The sequence below is a fragment of the Catenuloplanes sp. NPDC051500 genome, from assembly GCF_044454585.1.
GTDB lineage: Bacteria > Actinomycetota > Actinomycetes > Mycobacteriales > Micromonosporaceae > Catenuloplanes.
Window position 1 is genome coordinate 126,599 of the sequence record NZ_JBITDX010000015.1, and the last position, 23,647, is coordinate 150,245.

Consider the following 23,647-nt stretch of genomic DNA (forward strand, 5'->3'; position numbering starts at 1 on the left):
CCGGTCCGGCAAGGGGACGACCGGAGATCAATCCTCGTGGCTCAGACCGTCCTCCGACAATCGGCTGCTTTTCCCTGTTTCCGACAAAACCCCTCCCAAGGGTACGACCGGCGTCTCCCCGTCGTGGGCCTGCTGACGCGGCACCACGGCCAGCCGCCGCAGCCGCACCCAGCGGCCCAGCGGACCCCTGTCGTGCCCGGCCACCCGCTCGGCCGACACCTCAGTGCCCGCATGCTTGACCGCCACCTGCGCGGCGTCGGACAGCGAGTGGACGCCCTGGTCCAGGCGCAGCGCGGACGCCGGTGTGCCGCCCGGCGCGCCGAGCGCGGACACCACTGTCGGGAGCATTGCGGCGGCCGCCAGTGCGTACCCGTCGGCGGAGGGGTGGAAGTGGTCCCAGGCGAACATCCGGGTCGGCTCCGCGAAGAAGCGCGGGCCGAGCAGGTCGCCGAGCGACACGGTGCGCCCGCCGGCCTCGATCACCGCGATCGTCTGCGCGGTCGCCAGGTCCCGGCTCCACTTGCGGGCCAGCCAGCGCAGCGGCGGCTTGACCGACCGGATCGTGCTCAGGTCGGGGCAGGTGCCGACGACCACCTCGGCGCCGACGCCGCGCAGTGCGCGCACGGTGTCGGCCAGCTGGCGGGACGCGACCGCGACAGGCGTCCGCTTGGTGACGTCGTTCGCCCCGATCAGGATCACCGCGACGTCGGGACGCGCCTCCAGCGCGTCGACAAGCTGGTGCTTCAGCCCGTCAGTGATCGCGCCGACCACGGCGAACCGGTGCAGCCGGACCGGCCGGCGCAGGCGCCGGGAGAGCCCGTTGGCCAGCAGTGCGCCAGGCGTCTCCCGGGTGCGCAACACGCCGTAACCGGCCGCGGTGGAGTCCCCGAGCACGGCCATGACAAGTGGCTTTCCGGCGAACTTGGCGCCGAAGACACCGTCCGCGCGCGGCGGCGGCCCCTCGGCGAGTGGGATGGTGCGGCGGGCGTGCTCGGCCTGTGAGGCAAGCAGGCCCACCGATGCGATCGTCGCGCCGGTCAATGCGCCGGCCGACAGCACCGCGGCCTTGGCGATGCGTCGTGCGGTCCGCCCGTTCATCAGCGCCCCTCGACGGTGTGTTGCTGTCCGCGCCCGTGGTGTGGGCGGCGGAGTTCGAGATTAACGCGATCGTGCGAGCGGCACCCGGTGCACCCGGGGTGCTTTCCGGTTCGTTCTCGCACAGTTCAGCAATCAGGTGCTGTGGATCACCGGGGTGGGTACACAGGGGTTGCCGGGGACGGTCACCATTGAGGGGCGTAAGCGAGGAGCTGGGGAGAGATGGCGAACAATCTGCGGCGGGTAGCGGCATTCAAGGCTCTGTGGGGCGCGTTCACCGCGAGTCGGCGCGGTGGCCCGTCCGTCGGACAGCGGCTCGCGGCGCTCCCGCGAATGATCAAGGCAGTCGTCAAGGGCGAGTACGACGGCGGCAAGTCGCTGCTGCTGATGGCAGGCGCGCTTGCCTACCTGGTGTCCCCGATCGACGTGGTACCGGAGGCGTTCCTGCTCCTGGTCGGGCTGGTGGACGACGCGGTGATGATCACCTGGCTGGCCGGGTCCGTGCTGTCCGAGACCGACCGGTTCATCGAGTGGGAGAAGGACCGTGATCGCATTCTGATCGGGAAGCCGCACTAACTTCCCGAACTCCGGGACGTAGGCTGTGGGCGTGCGCTACTACGACACCGTCGTCGACCTGATCGGCAACACGCCCCTCGTCCGCCTCAACCGGGTCACCGAGGGCATCGAGGCCACCGTGCTGGCCAAGGTGGAGTACGTCAACCCCGGTGGCTCGGTCAAGGACCGGATCGCCCTCCGGATGGTCGACGATGCGGAGGCGGCCGGGCTTCTCAAGCCCGGCGGCACCATCGTCGAACCGACAAGTGGCAACACCGGCGTCGGCCTGGCCCTGGTGGCGCAGCAGCGCGGCTACCGGTGCGTCTTCGTCTGCCCGGACAAGGTGAGCGAGGACAAGCGCAACGTCCTTCGCGCCTACGGTGCGGAGGTCGTCGTCTGCCCGACCGCTGTCGCACCCGAGGACCCTCGCTCCTACTACAACGTGTCGAACCGGCTGGCCACCGAGATCCCCGGCGCGTGGAAGCCGGACCAGTACTCCAACCCGGCCAACCCGCGCTCGCACTACGAGACCACCGGCCCTGAGCTGTGGGAGCAGACCGACGGCCGGCTCACACACTTCGTGACAGGCGTCGGCACCGGCGGCACAATCTCCGGCACCGGCCGCTACCTGAAGGACGCGTCCGCCGGCCGGGTCAAGGTCATCGGCGCGGACCCGGAGGGCTCGGTCTACTCCGGCGGCACCGGGCGTCCCTACCTGGTCGAGGGCGTCGGCGAGGACTTCTGGCCGGACTGCTACGACCGTACCGTCGCGGACGAGATCGTCGAGGTCACTGACAAGGCGTCGTTCGCGATGACCCGCCGCCTGGCCCGCGAGGAGGGCCTGCTGGTCGGCGGCTCCTGCGGGATGGCCGTGGTCGCCGCGCTCGAGGTCGCCCGCCGCGCCGAGCCGGACGACGTGATCGTGGTGCTCCTCCCGGACAGCGGCCGCGGCTACCTCTCCAAGATCTTCAACGACGACTGGATGGCCCGCTACGGCTTCCTGGAGACGTCTGGCACCGAGGCCACGGTCGCGGAGGCGCTGGCCACCAAGGGCGGCGGCATCCCGCCCATGGTCCACCTGCACCCCACCGAGACCGTCCGCGACGCGATCGACTACATGCGCGAGTACGGCGTCAGCCAGCTCCCGGTCCTCAAGGCCGAGCCGCCCGTGGTCACCGGCGAGGTCGCCGGCGCCGTCGCCGAGCGCGAACTCCTCGACGCGCTCTTCTCCGGCCACGCCCACCTGCACGACACCATCGAGCGCCACATGGCCGAGCCACTCCCCATGATCGGCGGCGGCCAGCCCGTCAGCGAGGCCGTCAAGCTGCTCGAACAGTCCGACGCCGCAATGGTCCTGATCGACGGCAAGCCCGCCGGCGTCCTCACCCGCCAGGACCTGCTCGCCCACCTGTCACCCACAACCTAGAAACAGCAACCCCAACCCAGGAACAGCCAACCCGTTTTCCCGCTCCCGCGGTGATGCGGCCCGCCTGCTCCCGACTCTGTCGCCCATCCGCGTGCGGCGGTCTGGGGCCCGGCGATCGAAGGCTGGCATCGAGGCCGGGAGTGTGGCGGTTTGCTCCGGCTGATCGACGGTCTCGCGGCACGCGGGGGCGGCAGGGCCATCATCTAAGCGGCGGCCGGTCCGGGCGATCGCGGCCAGGGCGGCTGCGGTCAGGGCGGCTGTGGTCAGGGCGGTCGCGGTCTGGGCGGCTGCGGTCTGGGTGGTCGCAAGGGCCTGCACCGAGGGAGCGATGTGGCCGGGAGGATAGGTTGATCTTGGGCTGGGTGGTTGCAAGGACTGGCACCGAAGCCGAGAGCTTGCCGAAGGCAAGTCGATCTTGGCTCTCGCGTGTCGCCGCGCCAGGGCCACGGCAGGTCGGGCGCTCCGCGCCGAGATGGGTTCGTTGTGCGGGATTTCGCGTCCATCTGGCGGGATGCAAGATCCTTGCGGCTCTGGTGGCCCTTATCGCGCTCGGATAGGGGCCACCAGAGCCGCAAGGATCTTGACGTGGGCCTTCATGCGCCTTCGGCGTCAGGAGGAACGCACAGGCAGGCACTCATATAACGACATGTCGGGCGCGTAGCGCTCGGACCTGGGCATTGGCCGCGGGGCCTCCACCTGACGCGGGTCGTGAGCGCGGGCTGCGTCCTGACATATGCGGATCCGGTGTGGTTTTGCGTTCATGCCCGGCCCTGAGGCCTGCTGAAGTGCCACGACCGACCCGCACGCCTGCGGAACCCCCGGCCTCGGTGCCGGCCCTTGTGCCCGCCCAAGCCGCGGCTGCCTCGGTTCGCGGCTGCAAGAGCGGTTTGTGGCCGTCGCGCTCGTGAATGTCGCGTCGGCGGACAGCGAGGTATCGCCTCCACGCCCGAGGGCTGGGGTGTCGGGCCTTTGTTCTCGGGCGGGGGTGAGCGGCGGGAAACGCGCCGGGTTTGCCCCGGCCCGCGCGGGACCGGCTCCGATGGGGTGGGGAAAGCGGAGCGCCAGCGGAGTCTTTGCCCGCCCCGAGGTTTGCCCGCGGGAGCATGCGGGCTGGACCACCCGCAGAGCGGGAACCCGAATTAAGCGTTGTGGGGTGTTCGGGCTATGAGAGTTCGGCTGGGATGGTGACCACGTCGACCATGGCCTGACGGCGGTAGAGCGTCAGTGGGAGCCGGGTGCCGATGGCCGGGCCGAGCATCAGCTTGAGCAGCGTCTGGACGTCCTGGGTGGGGCGGCCGCCGGCGGAGACGATGACGTCGTCGAGGAAGATGCCGGCCACGCCCGCCGGGGAGCCCGGGACCACCTCCACGACGCGCAGGCCGTGACGCTGGCCGAGACGGGTGGCGAGCGGCGGCGGGAGCGGCACCGGGACGCTGGCGACGCCGAGCCAGGCGCGGCGCACGCGGCCGGCGGAGACCAGCTCGTCGATGATCTGCCGGGTGGTGGCGTTGATCGGGACGGCGAGGCCGAGGCCGTAACCGGCCACCGCGGTGTTGACGCCGACCACCGTGCCGTTCGAGGTGGCGAGCGCGCCGCCGGAGTTGCCCGGGTTGAGTGCGGCGTCGGTCTGGATCACGTCGTCGATCGGGCGGACCCGGCGGCCGTCCCGGGCCGGGATGGAGCGGCCGAGTCCGGAGACCACGCCCGCGGTGACGGAGCCGGCCAGGCCCATCGGGTTGCCGACCGCGACCACGAGCTGGCCGATCCTCAGCAGGTCGGCGTCGCCGAGCGGGGCCGGTGGGACGTGGCCGCCGGTCCGGGTGCGGAGTACGGCCAGGTCGGAGAGCGGGTCCGCGCCGACCACGTCGAACCGGGACTGTGAGCCGTCGGCGAACGAGGCGGTCCCGGAGCGGGCGCCGGCCACCACGTGCGCGCTGGTGAGCAGCAGTCCGTCGGCGGCGAACGCGACCGCGGAACCGGCGCCGGCGCCCCGGTCGGTGCGGACCGCGAGCGCGGCCACGCTGGGCAGGATGCCGGCCGCCACCCGGCTCACCACCTGGCTGTATGCGTCGAGGGCTTCGCTGTCTGCATCGCGCTTGTCGGCGTCCATGTCAGCGGCAACGCCGGGGGTGGGCAGCTGAATGCCTTGCTTCGCCGAAGGCGAACAGGGCCCTCTGTGCCGAAGGCGGGCAGGGGGCTCTGTGCCGAAGGGGAACAGGGGGCTCTGTGGCGGAGGTGGACAGAGGGCTCTGTGCCCAACGTGAACAAGGGCTCTCCGCGTCGACGGCGAATGGAATTTCCGCGGGACAAGATTTCGAAATATTGAGATGGACAGAGGAAAAGCTGTCATCTGCGCGCGAATTCGTGAGTGAATAGATGAGCGCGAGTAATGCACGATATCGATCACGCATATCCGCAGCTCAGCGCCATCTATCCGCAATGCGAAGAGTAACCGTCCACATCGCGCAATCGCACACGGTGTCCGGCGTTCGAACGCTCGCCGACGGTTGACTTCGTCGTACGGAGGTTCCGAAACCTCGGTGGATTACCTCCGGTACAGGAGGGAAAGACTAAGGGGGAGGAATGGTCGTCGTTGACCATGCCGAGCCGCCCGACATCATGGATCGTCTGCTGTGGCGGGACGCCCAGGTCATGCTCGGACGGCACGCGGGACCGGATCAGGACGGCGGCGGTTGTGTGTGGTGCGGGTGGCCCTGGCCATGCCCGCCGCGCCAGCTGGCCGAGCGTGCGGCCGCGGTCTCACGCGAGGCGTGGCATGAGGGCCGGCACACGGCCCCACCCTTTCCGTAGTCGACACGGCCACCGACAACCGCGGCCACGAACAACACACGGCCACTAACAACACAGCGACTTACAACGGGATGCCACGCCAGAGCTTGACCGTCCCCCGGCGAGCAAAGACAAGTGGCATCCTCCCGCGGTTGACACCTCGTCGCCCCGCCAGCTTCGAGGCGTCCCGCACAGAACCCATCGAGTCCCGGCGACCGGCAGGCCTCCGCCGATCGTCGAACGCCTCCGGCCAGGCGTTCGATTCCGGGCGTGATGGGAACGGCGGGCGAGGGTGCGTGGGTAACCGGTTCCCCCGCAACGAACGGTCACGTGCCCTCGCCCCTGCCTGACCGCGCTCCGCCGATGATGGAGTTATCTCCCGCTAACCGGCCGTTATCGGGGGATAACTCCATGATCGACGGAGCGGCTGTACCGCACCTGCGGCACCATCGCGGTGCCGATCGGGCCGACCCGGGTGGTTCCGTCCAGGCGCCAGCCGTGGTGCTCGTAGAAGCCGCGGGCGCGGGCGTTCGCCTCAAGCACCCACAGCGTGGCCCGCGTCCACCCGGGGTGGGCGCGGAACCAGGTCTCCACGTCGGCGAGCAGCGACCGGCCGAGCCCGGACCCGATCCGGCCCGGCGTCACGTGGATCGCGTGCAGGACCGCGGCGTCCGGCTCCTCGTCCGGGCCCGCGTAGGTGAAGCCGATGATCGTGCCGCCGTCGTCCGCGACCATGAACCGGTGGTCGTCCCGCTCCCAGCGCCACCGCTCGCGCCACCACTCGGCCATCGCGGCAGGTGTGGTGTCGTCAAGCTCGCCGGCGGGAATGATCCCCGCGTAGGCCGTCACGCGGGACGCAAGATGCAGCGCGCCGACCGCCTCCATGTCCGAATCGGACGCCTCGCGGATCACGGTGGTCATGCGTCGATCTTCACACGCGGCGGCAGGTCCACCCGCATGAGATCCTCGGCGAGCACGATGTCGCCGTCGAACTCCGCCCGCGCCTCCGCCAGGTAGCGGCCGTCCGGGCCGAACTCCTCCGGGCCGTACCGCTGGGAGAAGTGGGTGAGTACCAGACGGCGTACCCCGGACTCCCGCGCCACGCGTGCGGCCTGCGCGGCGGTGAGGTGCCCGGCCTCGGCGGCGAGCGCGGCGTCCGAGTTGAGGAACGTGGCCTCGATGACAAGCAGGTCCGCGCGTTCGGCCAGCGCGAACACGTTGTCGCACAGGCCGGTGTCCATCACGAACGCGAACCGCTGACCGGGCCGTGGCGCGCTGACCTGGTCGAGCGTGACCGCACCGAGGCGGCCGGTGCGCTGCAGCTCGCCGATGCCGGGACCCGTGATGCCGTGCGCGGCCAGCAGTTCCGGCACCATCCGGCGCGAGTCCGGCTCGGCCAGCGCATATCCGCAGGCCTCGACGGAGTGGGCGAGCCGGCGCGCGGTAAGCGTGAACGCGCCGAGGTCGGCCGTCCAGCCGTCGGTCACCGGTGCCGCGGTCATGGTGGCGGTCTCGTAGAACGAGCTGGCCTGCCGGAGACGTGCGAAGTACTCATCGCCACCGGCGGGAAAGTGGACCGGCACCTCGTGCGTCACCCGGTCGAGTGACAGGCGCTGCACGATGCCGGGCAGGCCGAGACAGTGGTCGCCGTGGAAGTGGGTGATGCACACGCCCGTGATGTCGCCGGCCGCGACGCCGGCGCTCTGCATCTGCCGCTGGGTGCCCTCACCGGGGTCGAAGAGGAGCCCGTGCAGGCCGTCCCACCGGAGCAGGTAGCCGTTGTGGTTCCGCCGCCGGGTCGGCACCTGGCTGGCCGTGCCGAGGATGACCAGTTCACGCGCGCTCACGATGACGACCCCTGAGAAGTAGCAACCCCCGGGGCTTCTGCGCGAACGCAGACCGGCTGGACTGGGCCGGAACCCCGGGGGTCGGATGGCTGCCTGGTATTCGCCGCACCGCTGCCACACGGTCTCGACGTCAATCAACTGTCAAGGACAGCGGCTAGCGGACAGCCACCTCACGAGTCCGATTGCTACACAAAGCTAGGACCACCTCCTCTCACGTGTACCGCCACGGTAACCACTCCTGCGGAGATCGGCAACGGTTTTCCTGGAGAGCTGAAGAACACTCCTGACCAGGGAATATTCAGCGGAGCCAGGAGCGTGCGCGGGACTTTGCGGCACGGCGGCGCGCCTTCGGCAGGCCGGTGAGTGCGCGTACCCCCGCGTCGGCCTGGCGGGCGTGCAGCAGGCCGTAGGTGAATGTCTCCTCGCCCCGTTTGGCGGCGGCGCCGGCCGCGTCGAGCAGCACCGCACCGGTGATCACCGAGTCCTGGTGGGCGCCGAGCACATCCTGCAACGCGCTGAGCCGCTTCGCCAGCCGGCGGGCCGGGCGGCCGGCGGCGGGGCGGGTGACCTCCACGGCGTACCGTGCGCGCTTGTAGGCCTTGCGGGCCTCGTGGAGGCGTGCGTCCGCCTCCGGGGCCTTCCGGTCGCGGACCGCTGTGGAAAGCATCTTGTCGGCCCGGCGGACCGCCTTGCGGGTGCGCTTGCGCAGCCAGGACGAGGAGCTGCCGTCCGTGGCAAGCACCAGCCGGTTGAGCCGCTCCAGCAGCACCCGGTAGCGCTCGCCGTCCAGCGCGCTGCGCAGGCCGGCCCTGCCCGCCGCGATGCGGTCACCGAGGCCGTCCCGCAGGCTCTCCGCGACCGGGCCGCGAACCAGCTCGGCCGGCTCCGCCTCGATCGCGCCGGCCAGCCGCTCGGCCATCACCTGGCCGTCGCGGACCGGTCCCAGCTGGTCGGCGATCCACTTCAGCTCGATGCGCAGCCACTCGGCGCGCTCGGTGTCCCACAGACCGCGGAACGTGCGAAGCGTGCTGCGCAGCCGCCGGATCGCCACCCGCATGTCGTGGACCGCCTCGGCGTCGCCACGGCGGGCGCCGGCTTCGGTCCACCGGATCGTGTCCCGCTGGGCGCGGACGTACTGCAGCACGAGGTTCGTCGGCATGCGGTCATCGTCCGACGGGGCGACAGGCGACGCCGGCAACGGCGAGTCGGCCACGGCCGCGGTATCGATGACCTCGAACTTGCGCCGGAAACGCGTCGCGGTGACCATTTCTCTGTGCTACCCCCGCAGGACGCCACTCATGTGAACGAGTGGCGAACTTTCACTCGATGGTTTGCCGAACAGCTCTGACGGGGTGGGCGAAACTGCGCTGACGGGTGAGCCGGACAGCACTAACGGGGTGGGTCGAGCCATCGCTCGTCCGGCCCGGCGCCGCGATCGCCGTCCACGAGATCTTCCTCGGGGGCCTCACACCACACCAACCCGGAACCCTTGCAGGCCATGCACGGGAGGCGGTTGCGGTCCCCGGTGCCGTGGCACGAGAGACAGGTGCGCAGGACGGGGGAAAAGTCCGACATCGCCACACCGTCCCTTGTCACCGAGCTGATCGCGCCTACCGTAGTACACGCCCGGCGACCGTGCTCAACGGCGGGTTCAGATCATCAAGATCAATACCTCGTGGGTACGCCCGGGAGGCGGAACGCATGGTCCACATGAGGGATGCCGCCGTGGCACGAGGTCGATACCGTGACAGGGACTTCGTACCGTTTCCGCCCTGGAGGCCGGTTTGCCGACGCCTGACCGGAAGTGCTTCGTCGCGATGCCCATCAGCACTCCCGCAGAGCGCGTAGCCGCCTACGGAGGTGACGCCGACCATTTCGGGCACATGCTGGAGTACCTCATCATGCCGGCGCTGAAGGAGGCCGGTTACGAGGCGATCCCGCCGGCCGCGTCCGGCTCTACGCTGATCTTGTCCGACATCGTGCGAAATCTGGAGGACGCGGACCTGGTGCTCTGCGACATGTCCACGCTCAACGCGAACGTCATGCTCGAACTCGGCATCCGGATCGCGCTGGACCGCCCGATCTGCCTAATTCGCGACGACCAGACGCCCATGCTGCCGTTCGACACCTCGGTGATCAACACGTACATGTACGACAGCACCAGCCTGCTCCCGTGGAAGACACGCGAGCAGCAGCGTGCGCTCGCCGCACACATCCTTGCCACCCGCAACAAGTCGGACGGCCGCAACCAGCTGTGGAAGGTTTTCGGTCTGACCCAGCGTGCCCAGTCCCCGGTCGAGAAGATCGACGAGACGGACCCGCGGCAGGCTCGGATCGAGCTGCTCGAGCAGCAGGTGGCAGTGCTCATCAAGCAGTTGCAGTCGGGCAGCGGCACCGCGGCCCAGGCCGTCCCCGACTCGGTCACGCCCGAGCAGTCCGCCCAGGAGGAGCTTGCCTTCCCCGACGCCCCGCCCGCGGTCCGCGACCTGCTCCGCGAGGCCTCCCGCATCGCCGGTGAGGTCAATGCCCGCGTCACCCCCGTCGAGATCAACGGCGACGAGGTCGTCCTCGACCTCGGCGTCTACGTCCTCGGCCTCTCCCGCCGCGAGGACATCATCAACTCCGGCCACCGCCTGGGCCTCCGCGTCCGCTTCCTCGGCGGCCAGAGCCCCGACTCCCCGGCCGGCTGATCACCGGTTCGCCAACTCCCGCCGCCAACTGGCGAACACCGAGCGCACCAGCGCGATGACCTGCTCACTTACCCCGTAGGCCGCGAAGGTCTTCGCGCTGATGTGATCGGCTACGCCAAGCGCTTGGGCGAATATCGCCCGGTCGAAGCCGGAATCGGCGTTCTCGGCCAGGGCCAGTAGCCGCTCGCGGGTGTAGCGACCGCTGTCCAGGATCGCGTAGACATCGAGAAAATCGCGTGCGACTGCCCCCGTCCGTAGAGCGCGGCCATTTTGTTGGCGACGGCGTCGTCCGGATGCAGTACCGATCCGACATCCAGCCGCACGGGCGGATGGGAGCGCCAGTCCGCCGCTATTTCCACCTTGTCGAACCGGTCGCCGGAATCGTCGGCGTGCGCGACGAGAAGACGTGCGAAAGTTTCTGCCCGTATGTCGATGGTCACGGTGAATCCCGCACGCCGCAGCGACTCGACGACGAGATCCACCGCGCCCGGAAAGTCGGCACGTCGCTGCCAGTCGGTAAAGAGGTCGACGTCGGCGCTGGGGCGTTCCCCCATGCCGTGTGCCTGTACCGCATAGCCGCCGGCCAGCGCGAGCCCGTGTTCTTCGCCCGCGGCAGCGAGCGCGATCTCGGCGAGACGCCGATGCCGGGGATCCATGAGCCGGATGCTACGCAGCGGCGCGAGTGCCGTCCGACCGGGGCAATTCTGGAAACTGCTGCTCCCAGGTGCTGCGCAGCTCCGGTGGCAGCCAGAGTGACGGCCAAAGCCGGATCAATGTCGCTCTATCGAGGTACGTATGAAGGTCGGACGGCTTGGTCGCCTCGATCAAGACTGTGCGGTAGTAGTCGACCTGCCGCGCCGGATCGTCTAGGTCATATTCCGGGGAACCGGACCAGTCGAGGTGAATCGGAAGGCTGATCGAGCCGGCGGACGGTCCATGCAGCTCGTCCAGGCTGTCGGCAGTCACGATCGGCTTGGCGTAGCGGCGCATGCATCCACCCCCTCCCGCCCAAGGATACGGCCGCCGCCGAGATGGCGACGGCCGCAATGGCACTTCGGCGGGTCAGCGGGTGCCCGGGGCCTCGATGGAGGTCTGGGCGGGCATGTTGCCGATGCCGATGGGGCAGCTCAGGCCGTTGGGGCCGTGGTTGCAGTAGCCGTTCGGGTTCTTGGCGTCCGAGAGGTACTGCTGGTGGTAGTCCTCGGCGAAGTAGTAGTGCTTGAGCGGCCCGATCTCCGTGGTGATGGTGCCGAGGCCGGCCTGGGAGACGACCGGGGCGAAGGCCTCGCGGGACGCCTCGGCGGTCGCCCGCTGCGCGTCGGTGGTGGTGTAGATGGCGGAGCGGTACTGGGTGCCGACGTCGTTGCCCTGGCGCATGCCCTGGGTCGGGTCGTGGTTCTCCCAGAAGGCCTTCAGGATGGTCTCGAAGGCGATCTTCGCGGGGTCGTAGACGACCTGGACGACCTCGGTGTGGCCGGTCTGCCCGGAGCAGACCTCCTCGTACGTGGGGTTTTCGGTGAAGCCTCCGGCGTAGCCCGCGGACGTCGAGATGACGCCGGGGAGTCGCCAGAAGATGCGCTCGGCGCCCCAGAAACAGCCCATGCCGAAGACCGCTACTTCGGCGCCGTCCGGCCAGGGTCCGGTGAGCGAGGTGCCCAGGACGGTGTGGCGGTCGGCCACCGGCATCGACACCGACCGGCCGGGGATCGCCTGCGCCTCGGTGACCAGGTCCAGCTTCTTGAACCGCAAGAACACGGTGAGCTCCTCTCGTGCTTCCACAAGCATCCAACACCGGCGGGCGCACGATCCTTACCCCGGGCGATTTGTCACGACATATCCGTACCCTCGAGGGCGTTTGTGATCTGTGAGGTGAAGGTGCGGGCCTCGTCGTCGGAGGAGTAGCGGGTGCGGGGCCAGAAGAAGCCCCGCAGGCCGTCGCCCTTGGTGCGCGGCACCACGTGCGCGTGCAGGTGCGGCACCGACTGGGAGACCCGGTTGTTCATCGCCACGAACGTGCCGCCGGCGCCCAGTCCGGTCTCGACCGCGGCCGCCAGCCGCCGCACAAGCGTGAAGAACGGCCCCACAGCATCAAGATCAAGATCAGTCAGCGTGGGTACGTGCGCCCGCGGCACGACCAGCACATGACCCTTGAACACCGGCCGGGTGTCCAGGAACGCGACCCCGGCGGGTGTGTCGGTCACCACGAACGCGGGCGTGGTGCCCGCCACGATCGCACAGAAGACACAGTCCGCCACCCCGGCAGACTAGCGTTAGCCGCATGACGCACGGCTTCGAAACGCTCGCGATCCACGCGGGCCAGGACCCGGAGGCACGCACCGGTGCGGTGGTGCCCCCGATCTTCCAGACCAGCACGTATGCACAGGATGCGGTCGGCGCTCCACGGCTGGGTTACGAGTACTCCCGGTCCGGTAATCCGACCCGCGACGCGCTGCAGGAGTGCCTGGCCGCGATCGAGGGCGGGCGCCGGGCGTTCGCGTTCGCAAGCGGGCTCGCGGCGGAGGACACGCTGCTCCGCGCGGTGCTCCAGCCCGGTGACCACGTGATCATCCCGGATGACGCGTACGGCGGCACGTTCCGCCTGTTCGCCAAGGTCGCGGAGCGGTGGGGGGTGAGCTGGTCCGCCGTGGACATCACCGATGTGGACGTGGTCCGCGCCGCGATGTCGCCGCACACCCGGATGATCTGGGTGGAGACGCCGACGAACCCGCTGCTGTCCATCGCGGACATCGCCACGCTCGCGGGCGTCGCGCACGAGCGGGAGGCGCTGCTTGTGGTGGACAACACGTTCGCCTCGCCGTACCTGCAGCAGCCGCTGGCGCTCGGCGCGGACGTGGTGGTCCACTCGACCACGAAGTACCTCGGCGGGCACTCCGACGTGGTCGGCGGCGCGCTCGTGGTCACCGACCCGGAGCTGGCCGACCAGATCGGCTTCCATCAGAACGCGATGGGCGCGATCAACGGCCCGTTCGACGCGTGGCTGACCATGCGCGGCATCCGGACGCTCGGCGTACGGATGGACCGGCACTGCGACAACGCGGAGAAGATCGCCGAGTACCTGACCCGGCAGTCCACCGTCTCCCAGGTCATCTACCCGGGGCTGGACTCGCACCCGGGCCGGGACGTGGCGGCGAAGCAGATGCGCCGGTTCGGCGGCATGATCTCGTTCCGCGCGGCCGGCGGGCCGGAGGCGGCGGAGCGCATCTGCAACAGCACCAAGCTGTTCATTCTCGCCGAGTCGCTCGGTGGCGTGGAGTCGCTGATCGAGCACCCCGGCCGGATGACCCACGCGAGCACAGCCGGATCGCCGCTTGAAGTTCCCGCCGATCTCGTGCGACTGTCGGTCGGCATCGAAACCGTCGATGATCTCATCGCGGATCTCGACCAGGCGTTGCGCTGATCTATCTCGGGGCCCTCTGACCGGAGGGCCCCATACACAGGCGGAGGGGTCATGACGGAGCCGGTGCCCAACTGGGTGGGTGCCACGGCGAAGCAGATCGCCCGGGGAGTGCGCCGTGGAGACACGTCCGCCACGCAGGTCGTCGCCGACCACCTCGAGCACATCGCCTCCCGTGACCCACTGCTCGGCGCGCTCCGCATCGTCCGCGGCGGCGAGGCCGCGACCGAGGCGGAGAAGGTCGACGAGCAGCAGGACCTCACCCGTCTCCCGCTGGCCGGCGTGCCGGTCGCGGTGAAGGAGAACACCGCGATCGCGGGCCTGCCCACCTGGAACGGCTCGGCGGCGGCCCGCGGCCCGATCGCGGAGGAGGACCACGAGGTGGTCCGCCGGCTCCGCGGCGCGGGCGCGGTCGTGGTCGCCACCTCCCGCATGCCGGAGCTGGGCATGTGGGCGACGACCGACTGCGACGAGGTGCCGACGCGCAACCCGTGGGACCTGACCCGCACGCCGGGCGGCTCCTCGGGTGGCGCCGCCGCGGCGGTCGCGGCAGGTCTGGTGCCGATCGCGCACGGCAACGACGGGTTCGGCTCGATCCGCATCCCGGCCGCGTGCTGCGGGCTTGTGGGCCTGAAGCCGGGCCGGGGCGTGGTGCCCCCGCCGCCGGTCGCGGACTCCTTCTTCGGGATGACCGAGCACGGCGTGCTGGCCACCACCGTGGCGGACGCGGCGATCGGGTTCGCGGTGCTGGCCGGCCGCGACTCGGCGAAGCTGACCGAGCCGTCCCAGCTGAAGATCGCTGTCTCCACCCGCTCGCCCGCGCCCGGCATCCGCGTCGACGCGCCGAACCGTGATGCGGTCGCCGCCGCGTCCCGCCTGCTGCTGGCCGCCGGGCACACCGCTGTCGCGCGCGATCCGGCGTACCCGGTCTCGCTCGGCGTCCGGGGCATCGCCACCTGGCTCGGCGCCGCCTGGGAGAAGGTCGAGCAGGAGGGCCTGCCGGTCGCGTCGTTGCAGCGCCGCACCCGCCGCCACGCACGACTCGGCAAGATCACAATCCAGCGGGGGTACGTCCGGGAGCGCGACCGGGAGGACTGGCGCGACCGTTCGATCGCGTTCTTCGCCGACAACGGATTCGACCTGCTCATCACGCCGGCGCTGGCCGCCACCCCGCCGGTGGCCGACGGCTGGGCGACGAAGTCCTGGTCGGCGAACATGCTGGCCTGCATGCGGTACGCCCCGTTCGCCGCACCGTGGAACCTGGCCGGCCTGCCCGCGCTCGTGGTGCCGGTCGGCGTGCGCCCGGACGGCCTGCCGCTCGCAGTGCAGCTGGTCGGCCCGCCCGGCGCGGAGACGACGTTGCTTGCAGTGGCCGGTCAGTTCGAGATGGCGGCGCCCTGGCAGCGGCACGCCCCCACGGTCTTCCCGGCGCTGCGGTAGAGCCTGTGTCATAGGTATGACGGGCTCGTGCCTCGCACCGGCCGCGATACCCCGGGCTTGCCACCGCCTCCCCGGGTGCGACGATCGGGGGATGGGTGATCTCGTCTCGCTGCCTGACGTCGAGGCGGCCCGGAAGCTGATCGCCGGGGTGGTCCGCACGACGCCGCTGGAACCGTCCCGCCCGCTCTCCGCGCTGCTCGGCGTGCCGGTCTGGCTCAAGTGCGAGAACCTGCAGCGGGCCGGGTCCTACAAGGTCCGCGGCGCGTACGTGCGCATCTCCCGCCTCTCCGCGCCGGAGCGGGCCCGCGGTGTGGTCGCGGCCAGCGCCGGGAACCACGCGCAGGGCGTCGCGCTCGCGGCCGGCCTGCTCGGCATCTCGTCGACCGTGTTCATGCCGGTCGGCGCGCCACTGCCGAAGGTCGCGGCCACCCGGGGGTACGGCGCCGCCGTCGAGTTCCGTGGCGACACCGTGGACGAGGCGCTCGTGGCCGCGCGCGAGTTCGCGGACCGGACCGGTGCGATGTTCATCCACCCGTTCGACCACCCGGACGTGATCGCCGGGCAGGGCACGGTGGCGCTTGAGATCCTGGAGCAGTGCCCGGAGGTCCGCACCATCGTCACCGGCGTGGGCGGCGGCGGCCTGGTCTCCGGCCTGGCCGTCGCCGTGAAGGCGCTGCGCCCGGACGTGCGGGTGATCGGTGTGCAGGCGTCCGGCGCGGCCGCGTTCCCGCCGTCCCTGGCCGCGGGCGCGCCGGTGCGGCTTACCGGCTTCGGCACGATCGCGGACGGCATCGCGGTCGGCTGCCCCGGTGACGTGACGTTCCAGCACGTGTCCGAGCTGGTCGACGACGTGGTCACGGTGTCCGACGAGGACATCTCCCGGGCGCTTGTGACGTTGCTCGAGCGCGGCAAGCTGGTGGTGGAGCCGGCCGGGGCGGTCGGGGTGGCCGCGCTGCTGGCCGGCGCGATCGAGGTCGACGGCCCGGTGGTGGCCGTGCTGTCCGGCGGGAACATCGACCCGCTGCTGCTGGTCCGGCTGATCGAGCACGGCCTGGCCGCGGCCGGGCGGTACCTGCGCTTCGCGGTGCGCTGCGGCGACCGGCCGGGGCAGCTGGCCACGCTGCTGACCAGGATCGCCGAGCTGCAGGCGAACGTCGTGGACGTCGAGCACCTGCGGCACAATCCGCTGCTGCGGATCGGCGAGGTCGAGGTGGCGCTCTCGGTCGAGACGCGCGGTGCCGACCACAGCGAGGTGCTGCTCAGCACGCTGCGCGGGGCGGGTTATTCGGTGCGGCTCGCGCCGGCCGGCGTACCCCCGCGTGGTTGAGGTGGTGATTTTCCGCAGGCGGAGGTCAGCCGCCTGCGGAAACGGCGGCTAACCGGAGAAGGGCTCGAATTTTACGACAGTGACCTTTATGTCGGCGCCGCTCGGGGCCGTGTAGGTGCAGGTCTGGCCGCCGGAGGCGCCGAGGATCGACTTGCCAATCGCGGACTCCGGGCTGTAGACGGTGTAGTCCGTCGTCGCGGAGATCTCGCGCGAACCGAGCAGGAACGTCTCGGTGTCGTCCTTGTCGTCGTCGAAGTAGATGGTGACGACCATGCCGGGGGCGACCTTGTCGGCGGTCGGCGCGTCACCGACCGCGGCGTCGCGGAGCAGCTCCTTCAGGTACAGGATGCGGTGCTCCTGCTTGGCCTGCTCCTCGCGGGCGGCGTGGTAACCGCCGTTCTCCCGCAGGTCACCCTCCTCCCGCCGCGCGTTGATCTCCGCTGCGATGACGGGGCGCGCCGCGATCAGCTGGTCGAGCTCGGCCTGCAGCCGGTCGTACGCGTCCTGGGAAAGCCAGGTCGTGGACACAGACGATCTCCTTTGATTTACCGGCATGAGCAGTACTTTCGACGAACAGAAACGGCTTACGGCGAACAGGGTTGAACTACCAACTTACCAGCGGTGCCCAACCCATTTCACTACCGAGTTTTACCGGCAGTGATGGCGTGGGCGCTCAGGAGTTAGCGCGGCAGCGCAGAACCTCGCCGATGAAGGGCCGTTCGGTGGTGACCAGGCGGTGATCGACGGTTACCGGATCGCCGCCCGGGATGCCGCTCACCGGGACCTCCGCGGACCCGACCGTGGCGCCGGCCCGGTTGCGGGCACGGACCGCGCAGGTGGCGCCGCCGTTCTCCGGCACGTTCACCCGGAAGTGCACGACGATCCCGATGTCGGAGATGTCCGTATAGCTGATCACCTGGGCGTCATAGGCCGGGTCGCCGTACTTCTGCCACTCGGAGTAAGCGATCATGACACCGGCTGCCAGCACCACCGCGACCGCGAGCGCGACCACCCACGGGCGGCGTCTGCGCTGCTCGCGTCGGCGGCCGTAACGACCCGGGGGGAACACCGGGGTCGCCGCGGGCGTTGTCGCGGGCGTCTCGGTCACCGGAGCCACACTCCTGCGGTTGGGTACGTCGGAGGCCGGTCGGCCAGAATGAGTCCGGTTCATTCTCGCAGCAGGTGGGAAGGAACGAACCGGCAGGTCACGAGGGAGAGTCAGCGTTGTCCGAGCAGTTGCGTCTCATGGCGGTGCACGCCCACCCCGACGACGAGTCGAGCAAGGGCGCCGCGTCGAGCGCGAAGTACGTCGCGGAAGGCGTCTCCGTGCTGGTGGTCACCTGTACGGGCGGGGAGCGCGGCAGCGTGCTGAACCCGAAGCTGGACCGGCCGGAGATCTGGGCCGACATCGCGAACATCCGCCGTAAGGAGATGGACACGGCGCGGGAGATCCTCGGCGTCGACCAGGCCTGGCTCGGGTTCGTCGACTCCGGTCTTCCGGAGGGCGACCCGCTGCCCCCGCTCCCGGAGGGCTGTTTCGGCCTGATGGACCCGGAGGTGGCCGCGGAGCCGCTGGTCAAGCTGATCCGCGAGTTCCGTCCGCACGTGATCACCACATACGACGAGAACGGCGGATATCCGCACCCGGACCACATCATGACCCACAAGGTGGCGGTGGCGGCCTTCGACGCGGCCGGCGACCCGGACCGGTTCCCGCAGGCCGGCGAGGTGTGGCAGCCGCTGAAGCTGTACTACAACTCCGGTTTCTCCAAGGACCGGGTGCTGGCGCTGCACGAGGCGATGCTTGCGGCGGGCCTGAAGTCGCCGTACGAGGAATGGATCGCCCGCTGGGACGCCAGCCGGGACCGGGGCGAAAAGATCACCACGCGGGTGGAGTGCGGTGAGTACTTCACCGTGCGGGACGACGCGCTGCGGGCACACGCCACCCAGGTCGACCCGGACGGCTTCTGGTTCCACGTGCCGATGGAACTGCAGCTGAAGGTGTGGCCGACCGAGGACTTCGAGCTGGCCAGGTCGCTGGTCGACAGCCAGGTGCCGGAGACGGACCTGTTCGCGGGGATCCGAGACTCGGTGACCGCGCGCTGATCGGGCGGGCGTACGGTGGGCGGGAAGAACGAGGAGGTGGCGCGATGGGCTTGGACGTGCTGGCGCAGAACAACTTCGGTGACACGCGTACGGGCGGTCTGACCGGCCCGATGGGAGCGCTCGTCATCGTGCTGCTGGCGATCGCGACGGTGTTCCTGATCCGGAGCATGAACAAGCGCCTGCGCCGGCTGCCGGAATCGTTCGATCCGCCCACCGCGCCGAAGTCCGAAGAGTCTGATGGCGAGCGGAAAGTCCTTGATCCGACAGAGTCTGAGGGCGACGCCACGGCGAAGGAAGAGAGCGGGAGCGCTCCCAAGAATTGAGCGTCCGCCGCTGACCAGCCATTGTGGCTGGACCGGCACTGAGGCAGGGCCGTCAACCCCTGTTGCGCGCTGCACGATTGGCCTAGCCTTCCGCCGGGGGGTGTAATTACCCCTGGACCCTGCGCGGAAAGGGGCGGTCGCCGATGCCTACGATGAGTGATCGTCCGGCTGCCGGCGGTGTCTCCACTGTGCTTATTGGCTCGGGGTTCAGCAGCTCTGGGTTCAACGGCTCTGGGTTCAACGGCTCTGGGTTCAACGGCTCGGGGTTTTTCGGGGACTCGGGCGGCCCGGGATGACGCGCGCGGTCCGCACCCTGCACGCCTCGGTCCTCGCCGTCGCGCTGACGTCGGCGCTTGTCGGCCTCTTGCTGCCGGTCTCCGGTCCGTCCACGGCGGACGGCCTGCCCACCTGGCTCCGCTGGATCGTCGTGGCTGGCCTGGTCGCCTGTGGACAGCTGGCCCGGGTCCGGGTCCAGGTCGCCACCGGCTCGGTAAGCGTCACCTGGGGCGAGGCCGCGCTGCTCGTCGGCCTGCACCTGCTGCCCGCCCAGTGGCTGCCCGCGGCCACCGCGGCCGGTGCGGTACTGGCCTGGACCGTCCTCTCCGCCGGCCGGGTGCACCGTGCGACCGCCGAGGCCGTGCACGCCGGATCGTCCCTGGTGGCCGGCGCGACCGCGGCCTCCGTGCTGGCGCTGGCGATCGGGCTCACGCCGGGCACTGCGCTGACCTTCGCCGGTGCGCTGCAGCTCACCGCCGCCGCGCTGGCGTACCTCGTGGTCTCGGTGGGCCTGGCCGTGATCACGCTCGCGCTGCGGCACGAGCTGCCGATCGCGGTGCTCAGCTGGCCCGCGCTGCGCGTCAAGCTGCCGCTCTTCGCGGGAAACGTGCTTGTCGGCCTCGCGTCCATCGCGGTGATCGAGGTGGATGCGCGCTGGCTGGTCTTCATCCTGCCGACGCTCTGGTTCGTCCACAACGCGTACGGCCACCGGCTGCGCGACGAGGAGAACAAGCGGACCTGGATCACGTTCGCGGCGGCGACCGGTGCACTTGACGGGCCGGACCAGCAGGCCGTGGCGACCGCGGGCGCGGAGGGCGCGCTTGACCTGTTCGGCGCGGAGCGGGTCGAGGTGGACGTGGTCACGGCCGGCGGTACGAACCGGTACACGGCGGACCGCAACGGCCTGGTGGTCGCCGCTCCTCCGGTCACCGAACCCTCCGATCCCGACAGTGTGCTGTTCGCGCGCTCGCTTATCGCCGCCGAGCGCGACCTCGGCGAGATCCGCGTGCACTTCCCGGCGTCCACCGGGGCTGCCTTCCGGAACGAGGCAGTGCTCTCCGCGTACGGTGACGCACTCGCCCTCGCTCTTGGTAACGCGGCGATCAGCGGGCAGGTTCACGATCTCACCGAACAGGCGGTCTACCAGGCCGCCCACGATCCGCTCACCGAGCTGACCAACCGGGTGGCGCTGCTGGCCGAGGGCGACCAGGCGCTCGGCGAGCTGGACCGGGACGCGCCCGCCGCGCTGCTGCTGTTCGACGTGGACCGGCTCAAGCGGGTAAACGAGGCGATGGGCCACGCGGCCGGTGACGTGCTGCTGCGTGGCCTGGCCGAGCGGCTGCTGGCGCTGGCCCGGCCCGGCGAGCTGCTGGCCCGGCTGGACGGCGACGCGTTCGCACTGCTGCTGACCGCGGCGGACGGGCCGCGCGCGTCCCGGGCGACGCCGCCTCCCCGGCCGATGATCGCGGTCGCGCCCGAGAGGCCGCAGGAGGCGCCGCCGGCCCCGGCCGAGCCGCCGATCCTGCGCCGCGCCCGGCAGATCGCGCAGCGCCTGTCCGAGCCGCTCGACGTCTGTGACGTGCCGATGTCCGTAGAGGTCACGGTCGGTGTCGCGGTGAGTCCGGCCGCCGCGGCGGACATGGCCGAGCGGGTGCGCCAGGCGGAGCACGCGATGTACCGGGCGAAGTCCGCGAACATCCGGATCGCCGCGTACGACGGCGCCGCCGACTCCACCACCGTCGACCACCTGTCGCTGCTGGCCGAGATGCGTACCGCGCTCGTCGCCGACGACCAGCTGGTGCTTGACCTGCAGCCGGCCGTGGACCTGGCGACCGGCGCGCCGACCGGCGTGGAGGCGCTGATCCGCTGGGAGCACCCGCGCCGCGGCCTGCTCACGCCTGTCGACTTCGTCCGGGCGGTGGAGGAGAGCGAGCTGCTGGCCCGCTTCACCGGATATGTGCTCGACCAGGCGCTGTCCACGGCCGGCGAGTGGCGCGTGCAGGGCCTGGACGTGCCGATCTCGGTGAACCTGTCCGCCCGCAACCTGCTCGACCCGCGCCTGCCCGGCGAGGTCGGCGCGCTGCTTCGCCGCCACCACGTGCCCGCGCACCTGCTGGTCCTGGAGATCACCGAAACCGTGGCGATGAGCCGCACCGACGTGGTCGACGAGGTGATCGACGGCCTGCGCGACCTGGGCGTGCAGCTCTCGCTCGACGACTTCGGCACCGGCTTCTCGTCGCTGAGCTTCGTCACCCGCATCCCGGTCGACGAGCTGAAGGTGGACCGCTCGTTCGTCCGGGACATGGCCGACTCCGCGCGCGCCACAGCGGTCATCCGCGCCACTGTCGAACTCGGGCGCCGCCTCAACGCGCGGGTGGTCGCGGAGGGTGTGGAGACGGCGGATCAGCGGGCCGCGCTTGTCAGCCTCGGCTGCGACTCCGGTCAGGGCTACCACTTCTGCAGGCCGGTCCGGCGCGACAAGATCATCATGCTGCTGCGGACGCTTCGCGACTCCGCGGCGCGCGCCACAGTGGTCCCGCTGCGCGCGGCTGACGACGCTTCCTGACCGGGCGCGGACGACGCTTCCTGACTCGATAAATGCATTGCCCGCGGTGATTGCTTACCGCACAGTTGAGGCAGAGACATCGCAGGTTAGCCGGATTTATCGGCCTTTCGTGGACAGGTGACTGTCTCTGGTGGCTTGCCGTGATGAGTCACCATTCGAAGTGATCGGGACGAGGTGCCGGGCGGTGCGCGCGACCGCCCGGACAGGGCCCGGTCCGTCCGCCACGGCCGCCGGAAAATGTCGTACGGCGACCGTAGAATAGAACAAACGTTCGAGATCGAGGGGGCCGTCATGGTGCGCAAGGTTCTGTCCCAGCACAACGGCAGCGAGTGGTCGTAACAACGACCAACGGGGCCGCACATCCCTGAATTGAGCACTTTTCAACCTGGCGAGCGGGCAACGCCACGCTGAGGTCGACGGGCCGGGCGTGCACGGGTTGGACCAGGTTGCAAAAGGCTCAATAATCGGGCGGCGGGGCCTTGGCCTCGCCGCCCTCGTCGTGCCGCTACAGGCGGTCGAGGTCGTAGACGTCCCCGTCGGTGAGCTGATCCGGCGGGCACGGGCGGGAGAAGATCCAGCCCTGGCCGTAATCCGCGCCCAGATCGCGGAGGATGCGCAGCTCGCCCGGCGTCTCCACGCCTTCCGCGATCACCTTCGAGCCGCTGCCCTGGGCGAACGAGATCAGCGCCCGGCTCAGCGCCTGCCTGATCTCGTCGCCCTCGATGCCGCGGACCAGGCCGATGTCCAGCTTGATGATGTCCGGGCGCAGCTGCACCACCCGGTTCAGGCCGGCGTACCCGGCGCCCACGTCGTCGATCGCCACCCGCAGTCCCAGCTCCCGCAGTGGCGCGAGCGCGGCGCGCACGTCGGTGAGGTCGTCCATCTTCTCCTGCTCGGTCAGCTCGACCACGAACCGGTCCAGCGGCAGGCCGGCGAAGAGCTCAAGCGTGCCGGGCGCAAGGATCGTGGTGGGGGAGAGGTTCACCGACATGAAGCCCGGCGTGACCCGGCTGGCGGCAAGCGCGTTGCGGATCGCGGACCGCTCCAGCGCGATTCCCTCGCCGACCCGGGTCGCCTCCTCGAACCAGGTAAGCGGCGAGCCGGTCGGAAAGCGGCTCAGCGCCTCCGCCCCGGCGAGTTTGCCGCTTGTCAGGTCCACGATCGGCTGGACCACCACCACCGGGCCGCCGCCGCGCTCCAGCTCGGCCAGGCCGTCCCGGATCCGGGCGTGCTCGCGCCGGCTCGCATCCGCCGCGCTGAGCGTGACCGTGACGATCTCCGCCACGTCGTTGAGGTAGTCCAGGTCGCGGGCGTTGAGCGTGCGGTCCGGTGCGGAGGAGAAGCAGCACAGCGTCCCGTAGATCTCACCGCTGCTCAGCCGCAGCGGCGTGCCGATGTAGTTGCCGATCTGCAGCGCCCGGGTGACGTCCAGCGCCTGGGTGACCGGGTTCTCGGACGTGTCCGGCACGATCCCGGCCAGCCGGCCGTCCACCACGCGCTGGCAGTAGGACTCCTCAAGCGGGTCGCCGAGGCCGGGACTCAGGCCGGAGATCGGCTCCTCCGCGTCGACCCAGCGGAAGACGCGCCGGTCGCCGACGAACTCGGAGATGAACGCGACGTCCATGCCGAGGCGGCGGCGGACCACCTGCAGCACCTGCTGCAGCGCATCCGTGACGGCGGCCGTGGGGGGCTGGCCGTGCAGCGCGAGCAGCGGAGTGAGGGGCATGTCCCCAGTTATCGGCAGCTGTCACGCCGGTCCGAGAGATCCGTGGGAAGGAGAAACAGGGACTC

Annotated in this window: 20 protein-coding genes and 1 pseudogene; 9 read left to right on the forward strand and 12 right to left on the reverse strand. The window is 70.3% G+C overall.

Features of this window, described 5'->3' with window-relative positions; translation table 11 throughout:
• Nucleotides 1-27 precede the first annotated feature (27 nt).
• Nucleotides 28-1,098 carry an SGNH/GDSL hydrolase family protein gene (locus ACIA8K_RS27405; RefSeq protein WP_396064161.1) on the reverse strand — a complete coding sequence of 357 codons (1,071 nt, stop codon included), beginning with the start codon at nucleotides 1,096-1,098 and terminating at the stop codon, nucleotides 28-30.
• A gap of 219 nt (nucleotides 1,099-1,317) precedes the next feature.
• Between ACIA8K_RS27405 and ACIA8K_RS27410 the strand changes: the two genes are divergently transcribed.
• Both ACIA8K_RS27410 and ACIA8K_RS27415 read left to right on the forward strand, forming a co-directional pair.
• Complete coding sequence (locus ACIA8K_RS27410) at nucleotides 1,318-1,671, forward strand: YkvA family protein (protein ID WP_396064163.1); 354 nt, start codon at nucleotides 1,318-1,320, stop codon at nucleotides 1,669-1,671.
• A 31-nt stretch (nucleotides 1,672-1,702) separates the two neighbouring features.
• Nucleotides 1,703-3,076 (forward strand): cystathionine beta-synthase, encoded by a 1,374-nt coding sequence (locus ACIA8K_RS27415; protein ID WP_396064165.1) that lies wholly within the window; start codon nucleotides 1,703-1,705, stop codon nucleotides 3,074-3,076.
• Nucleotides 3,077-4,238: 1,162 nt separating this feature from the next.
• Here the strand turns inward: ACIA8K_RS27415 and ACIA8K_RS27420 are convergent.
• The 4 genes from ACIA8K_RS27420 to ACIA8K_RS27435 all read right to left on the reverse strand — a co-directional run bounded on the left by ACIA8K_RS27420 (nucleotide 4,239) and on the right by ACIA8K_RS27435 (nucleotide 8,980).
• A complete protein-coding gene (locus tag ACIA8K_RS27420) occupies nucleotides 4,239-5,186 on the reverse strand; it encodes a S1C family serine protease (protein ID WP_396064167.1) in 948 nt (315 codons plus the stop codon).
• A 1,073-nt stretch (nucleotides 5,187-6,259) separates the two neighbouring features.
• The gene (locus ACIA8K_RS27425; RefSeq protein ID WP_396064168.1) at nucleotides 6,260-6,787 is read right to left on the reverse strand and encodes a GNAT family N-acetyltransferase; all 528 of its coding nucleotides are present in this window, start codon (nucleotides 6,785-6,787) and stop codon (nucleotides 6,260-6,262) included.
• Nucleotides 6,784-7,713, reverse strand: coding sequence for a ribonuclease Z (locus tag ACIA8K_RS27430; RefSeq protein WP_396064170.1), 930 nt, complete (start codon nucleotides 7,711-7,713; stop codon nucleotides 6,784-6,786). Before ACIA8K_RS27430 ends, ACIA8K_RS27425 begins: the two co-directional genes overlap by 4 nt.
• Nucleotides 7,714-8,011: 298 nt before the next feature.
• Nucleotides 8,012-8,980, reverse strand: a complete 969-nt coding sequence (locus tag ACIA8K_RS27435) for a CHAD domain-containing protein (protein ID WP_396064172.1) — start codon at nucleotides 8,978-8,980, stop codon at nucleotides 8,012-8,014.
• A 616-nt stretch (nucleotides 8,981-9,596) separates the two neighbouring features.
• Between ACIA8K_RS27435 and ACIA8K_RS27440 the strand changes: the two genes are divergently transcribed.
• Nucleotides 9,597-10,403, forward strand: a complete 807-nt coding sequence (locus ACIA8K_RS27440; RefSeq protein ID WP_396064174.1) for a hypothetical protein — start codon at nucleotides 9,597-9,599, stop codon at nucleotides 10,401-10,403.
• On the opposite strand, the pseudogene ACIA8K_RS27445 reads toward ACIA8K_RS27440, so the two are convergent.
• The 4 genes and pseudogenes from ACIA8K_RS27445 to ACIA8K_RS27460 form a co-directional block, all read right to left on the reverse strand.
• Nucleotides 10,404-11,059: pseudogene (locus tag ACIA8K_RS27445) on the reverse strand (nucleotidyl transferase AbiEii/AbiGii toxin family protein).
• Nucleotides 11,060-11,069: 10 nt separating this feature from the next.
• A complete protein-coding gene (locus tag ACIA8K_RS27450) occupies nucleotides 11,070-11,393 on the reverse strand; it encodes a hypothetical protein (protein WP_396064176.1) in 324 nt (107 codons plus the stop codon).
• 72 nt (nucleotides 11,394-11,465) lie between these two features.
• Nucleotides 11,466-12,158: a peptide-methionine (S)-S-oxide reductase MsrA gene (gene msrA, locus ACIA8K_RS27455; RefSeq protein WP_396064178.1), complete on the reverse strand. Its 693-nt coding sequence runs from the start codon at nucleotides 12,156-12,158 to the stop codon at nucleotides 11,466-11,468.
• Between the two features lie 71 nt (nucleotides 12,159-12,229).
• Nucleotides 12,230-12,658 carry an HIT family protein gene (locus ACIA8K_RS27460; protein ID WP_396064180.1) on the reverse strand — a complete coding sequence of 143 codons (429 nt, stop codon included), beginning with the start codon at nucleotides 12,656-12,658 and terminating at the stop codon, nucleotides 12,230-12,232.
• A 23-nt stretch (nucleotides 12,659-12,681) separates the two neighbouring features.
• Between ACIA8K_RS27460 and ACIA8K_RS27465 the strand changes: the two genes are divergently transcribed.
• The 3 genes from ACIA8K_RS27465 to ilvA all read left to right on the forward strand — a co-directional run bounded on the left by ACIA8K_RS27465 (nucleotide 12,682) and on the right by ilvA (nucleotide 16,585).
• Entirely contained in the window at nucleotides 12,682-13,821 is a 1,140-nt protein-coding gene (locus ACIA8K_RS27465) for a cystathionine gamma-synthase (RefSeq protein ID WP_396064182.1), read from the forward strand.
• 51 nt (nucleotides 13,822-13,872) lie between these two features.
• A complete protein-coding gene (locus ACIA8K_RS27470) occupies nucleotides 13,873-15,258 on the forward strand; it encodes an amidase (RefSeq protein WP_396064183.1) in 1,386 nt (461 codons plus the stop codon).
• Between the two features lie 91 nt (nucleotides 15,259-15,349).
• Complete coding sequence (gene ilvA / locus ACIA8K_RS27475) at nucleotides 15,350-16,585, forward strand: threonine ammonia-lyase (protein ID WP_396064185.1); 1,236 nt, start codon at nucleotides 15,350-15,352, stop codon at nucleotides 16,583-16,585.
• Between the two features lie 48 nt (nucleotides 16,586-16,633).
• On the opposite strand, the gene greA is transcribed toward ilvA, so the two are convergent.
• The gene (greA, locus tag ACIA8K_RS27480) at nucleotides 16,634-17,140 is read right to left on the reverse strand and encodes a transcription elongation factor GreA (protein ID WP_396064187.1); all 507 of its coding nucleotides are present in this window, start codon (nucleotides 17,138-17,140) and stop codon (nucleotides 16,634-16,636) included.
• Between the two features lie 118 nt (nucleotides 17,141-17,258).
• Complete coding sequence (locus tag ACIA8K_RS27485; RefSeq protein WP_396064189.1) at nucleotides 17,259-17,693, reverse strand: DUF4307 domain-containing protein; 435 nt, start codon at nucleotides 17,691-17,693, stop codon at nucleotides 17,259-17,261.
• Between the two features lie 116 nt (nucleotides 17,694-17,809).
• On the opposite strand from ACIA8K_RS27485, the gene mca reads away from it, so the two are divergent.
• The 3 genes from mca (at nucleotide 17,810) to ACIA8K_RS27500 (ending at nucleotide 21,856) form a co-directional block, all read left to right on the forward strand.
• On the forward strand, nucleotides 17,810-18,691 hold the full coding sequence (gene mca / locus ACIA8K_RS27490; RefSeq protein WP_396064191.1) for a mycothiol conjugate amidase Mca: 882 nt from the start codon (nucleotides 17,810-17,812) through the stop codon (nucleotides 18,689-18,691).
• A gap of 44 nt (nucleotides 18,692-18,735) precedes the next feature.
• Entirely contained in the window at nucleotides 18,736-19,014 is a 279-nt protein-coding gene (locus ACIA8K_RS27495) for a hypothetical protein (RefSeq protein WP_396064193.1), read from the forward strand.
• A gap of 292 nt (nucleotides 19,015-19,306) precedes the next feature.
• Nucleotides 19,307-21,856 (forward strand): putative bifunctional diguanylate cyclase/phosphodiesterase, encoded by a 2,550-nt coding sequence (locus ACIA8K_RS27500; protein ID WP_396064196.1) that lies wholly within the window; start codon nucleotides 19,307-19,309, stop codon nucleotides 21,854-21,856.
• Between the two features lie 505 nt (nucleotides 21,857-22,361).
• Here the strand turns inward: ACIA8K_RS27500 and ACIA8K_RS27505 are convergent.
• Nucleotides 22,362-23,582 carry an EAL domain-containing protein gene (locus ACIA8K_RS27505; protein ID WP_396064198.1) on the reverse strand — a complete coding sequence of 407 codons (1,221 nt, stop codon included), beginning with the start codon at nucleotides 23,580-23,582 and terminating at the stop codon, nucleotides 22,362-22,364.
• Nucleotides 23,583-23,647 lie beyond the last annotated feature (65 nt).

Excerpts from the sequence above, each read along its gene's own strand:
- ACIA8K_RS27405 (WP_396064161.1), bottom strand. The coding sequence starts at position 1,098 with ATGAACGGGCGGACCGCACGACGCATCGCCAAGGCCGCGGTGCTGTCG.
- ACIA8K_RS27410 (WP_396064163.1), top strand. The coding sequence starts at position 1,318 with ATGGCGAACAATCTGCGGCGGGTAGCGGCATTCAAGGCTCTGTGGGGC.
- ACIA8K_RS27420 (WP_396064167.1), bottom strand. The coding sequence starts at position 5,186 with ATGGACGCCGACAAGCGCGATGCAGACAGCGAAGCCCTCGACGCATAC.
- ACIA8K_RS27425 (WP_396064168.1), bottom strand. The coding sequence starts at position 6,787 with ATGACCACCGTGATCCGCGAGGCGTCCGATTCGGACATGGAGGCGGTC.
- ACIA8K_RS27435 (WP_396064172.1), bottom strand. The coding sequence starts at position 8,980 with ATGGTCACCGCGACGCGTTTCCGGCGCAAGTTCGAGGTCATCGATACC.
- ACIA8K_RS27440 (WP_396064174.1), top strand. The coding sequence starts at position 9,597 with ATGCTGGAGTACCTCATCATGCCGGCGCTGAAGGAGGCCGGTTACGAG.
- ACIA8K_RS27450 (WP_396064176.1), bottom strand. The coding sequence starts at position 11,393 with ATGCGCCGCTACGCCAAGCCGATCGTGACTGCCGACAGCCTGGACGAG.
- ACIA8K_RS27465 (WP_396064182.1), top strand. The coding sequence starts at position 12,682 with ATGACGCACGGCTTCGAAACGCTCGCGATCCACGCGGGCCAGGACCCG.
- ACIA8K_RS27470 (WP_396064183.1), top strand. The coding sequence starts at position 13,873 with ATGACGGAGCCGGTGCCCAACTGGGTGGGTGCCACGGCGAAGCAGATC.
- ilvA (WP_396064185.1), top strand. The coding sequence starts at position 15,350 with ATGGGTGATCTCGTCTCGCTGCCTGACGTCGAGGCGGCCCGGAAGCTG.
- greA (WP_396064187.1), bottom strand. The coding sequence starts at position 17,140 with ATGCCGGTAAATCAAAGGAGATCGTCTGTGTCCACGACCTGGCTTTCC.
- ACIA8K_RS27495 (WP_396064193.1), top strand. The coding sequence starts at position 18,736 with ATGGGCTTGGACGTGCTGGCGCAGAACAACTTCGGTGACACGCGTACG.
- ACIA8K_RS27500 (WP_396064196.1), top strand. The coding sequence starts at position 19,307 with ATGACGCGCGCGGTCCGCACCCTGCACGCCTCGGTCCTCGCCGTCGCG.
- ACIA8K_RS27505 (WP_396064198.1), bottom strand. The coding sequence starts at position 23,582 with ATGCCCCTCACTCCGCTGCTCGCGCTGCACGGCCAGCCCCCCACGGCC.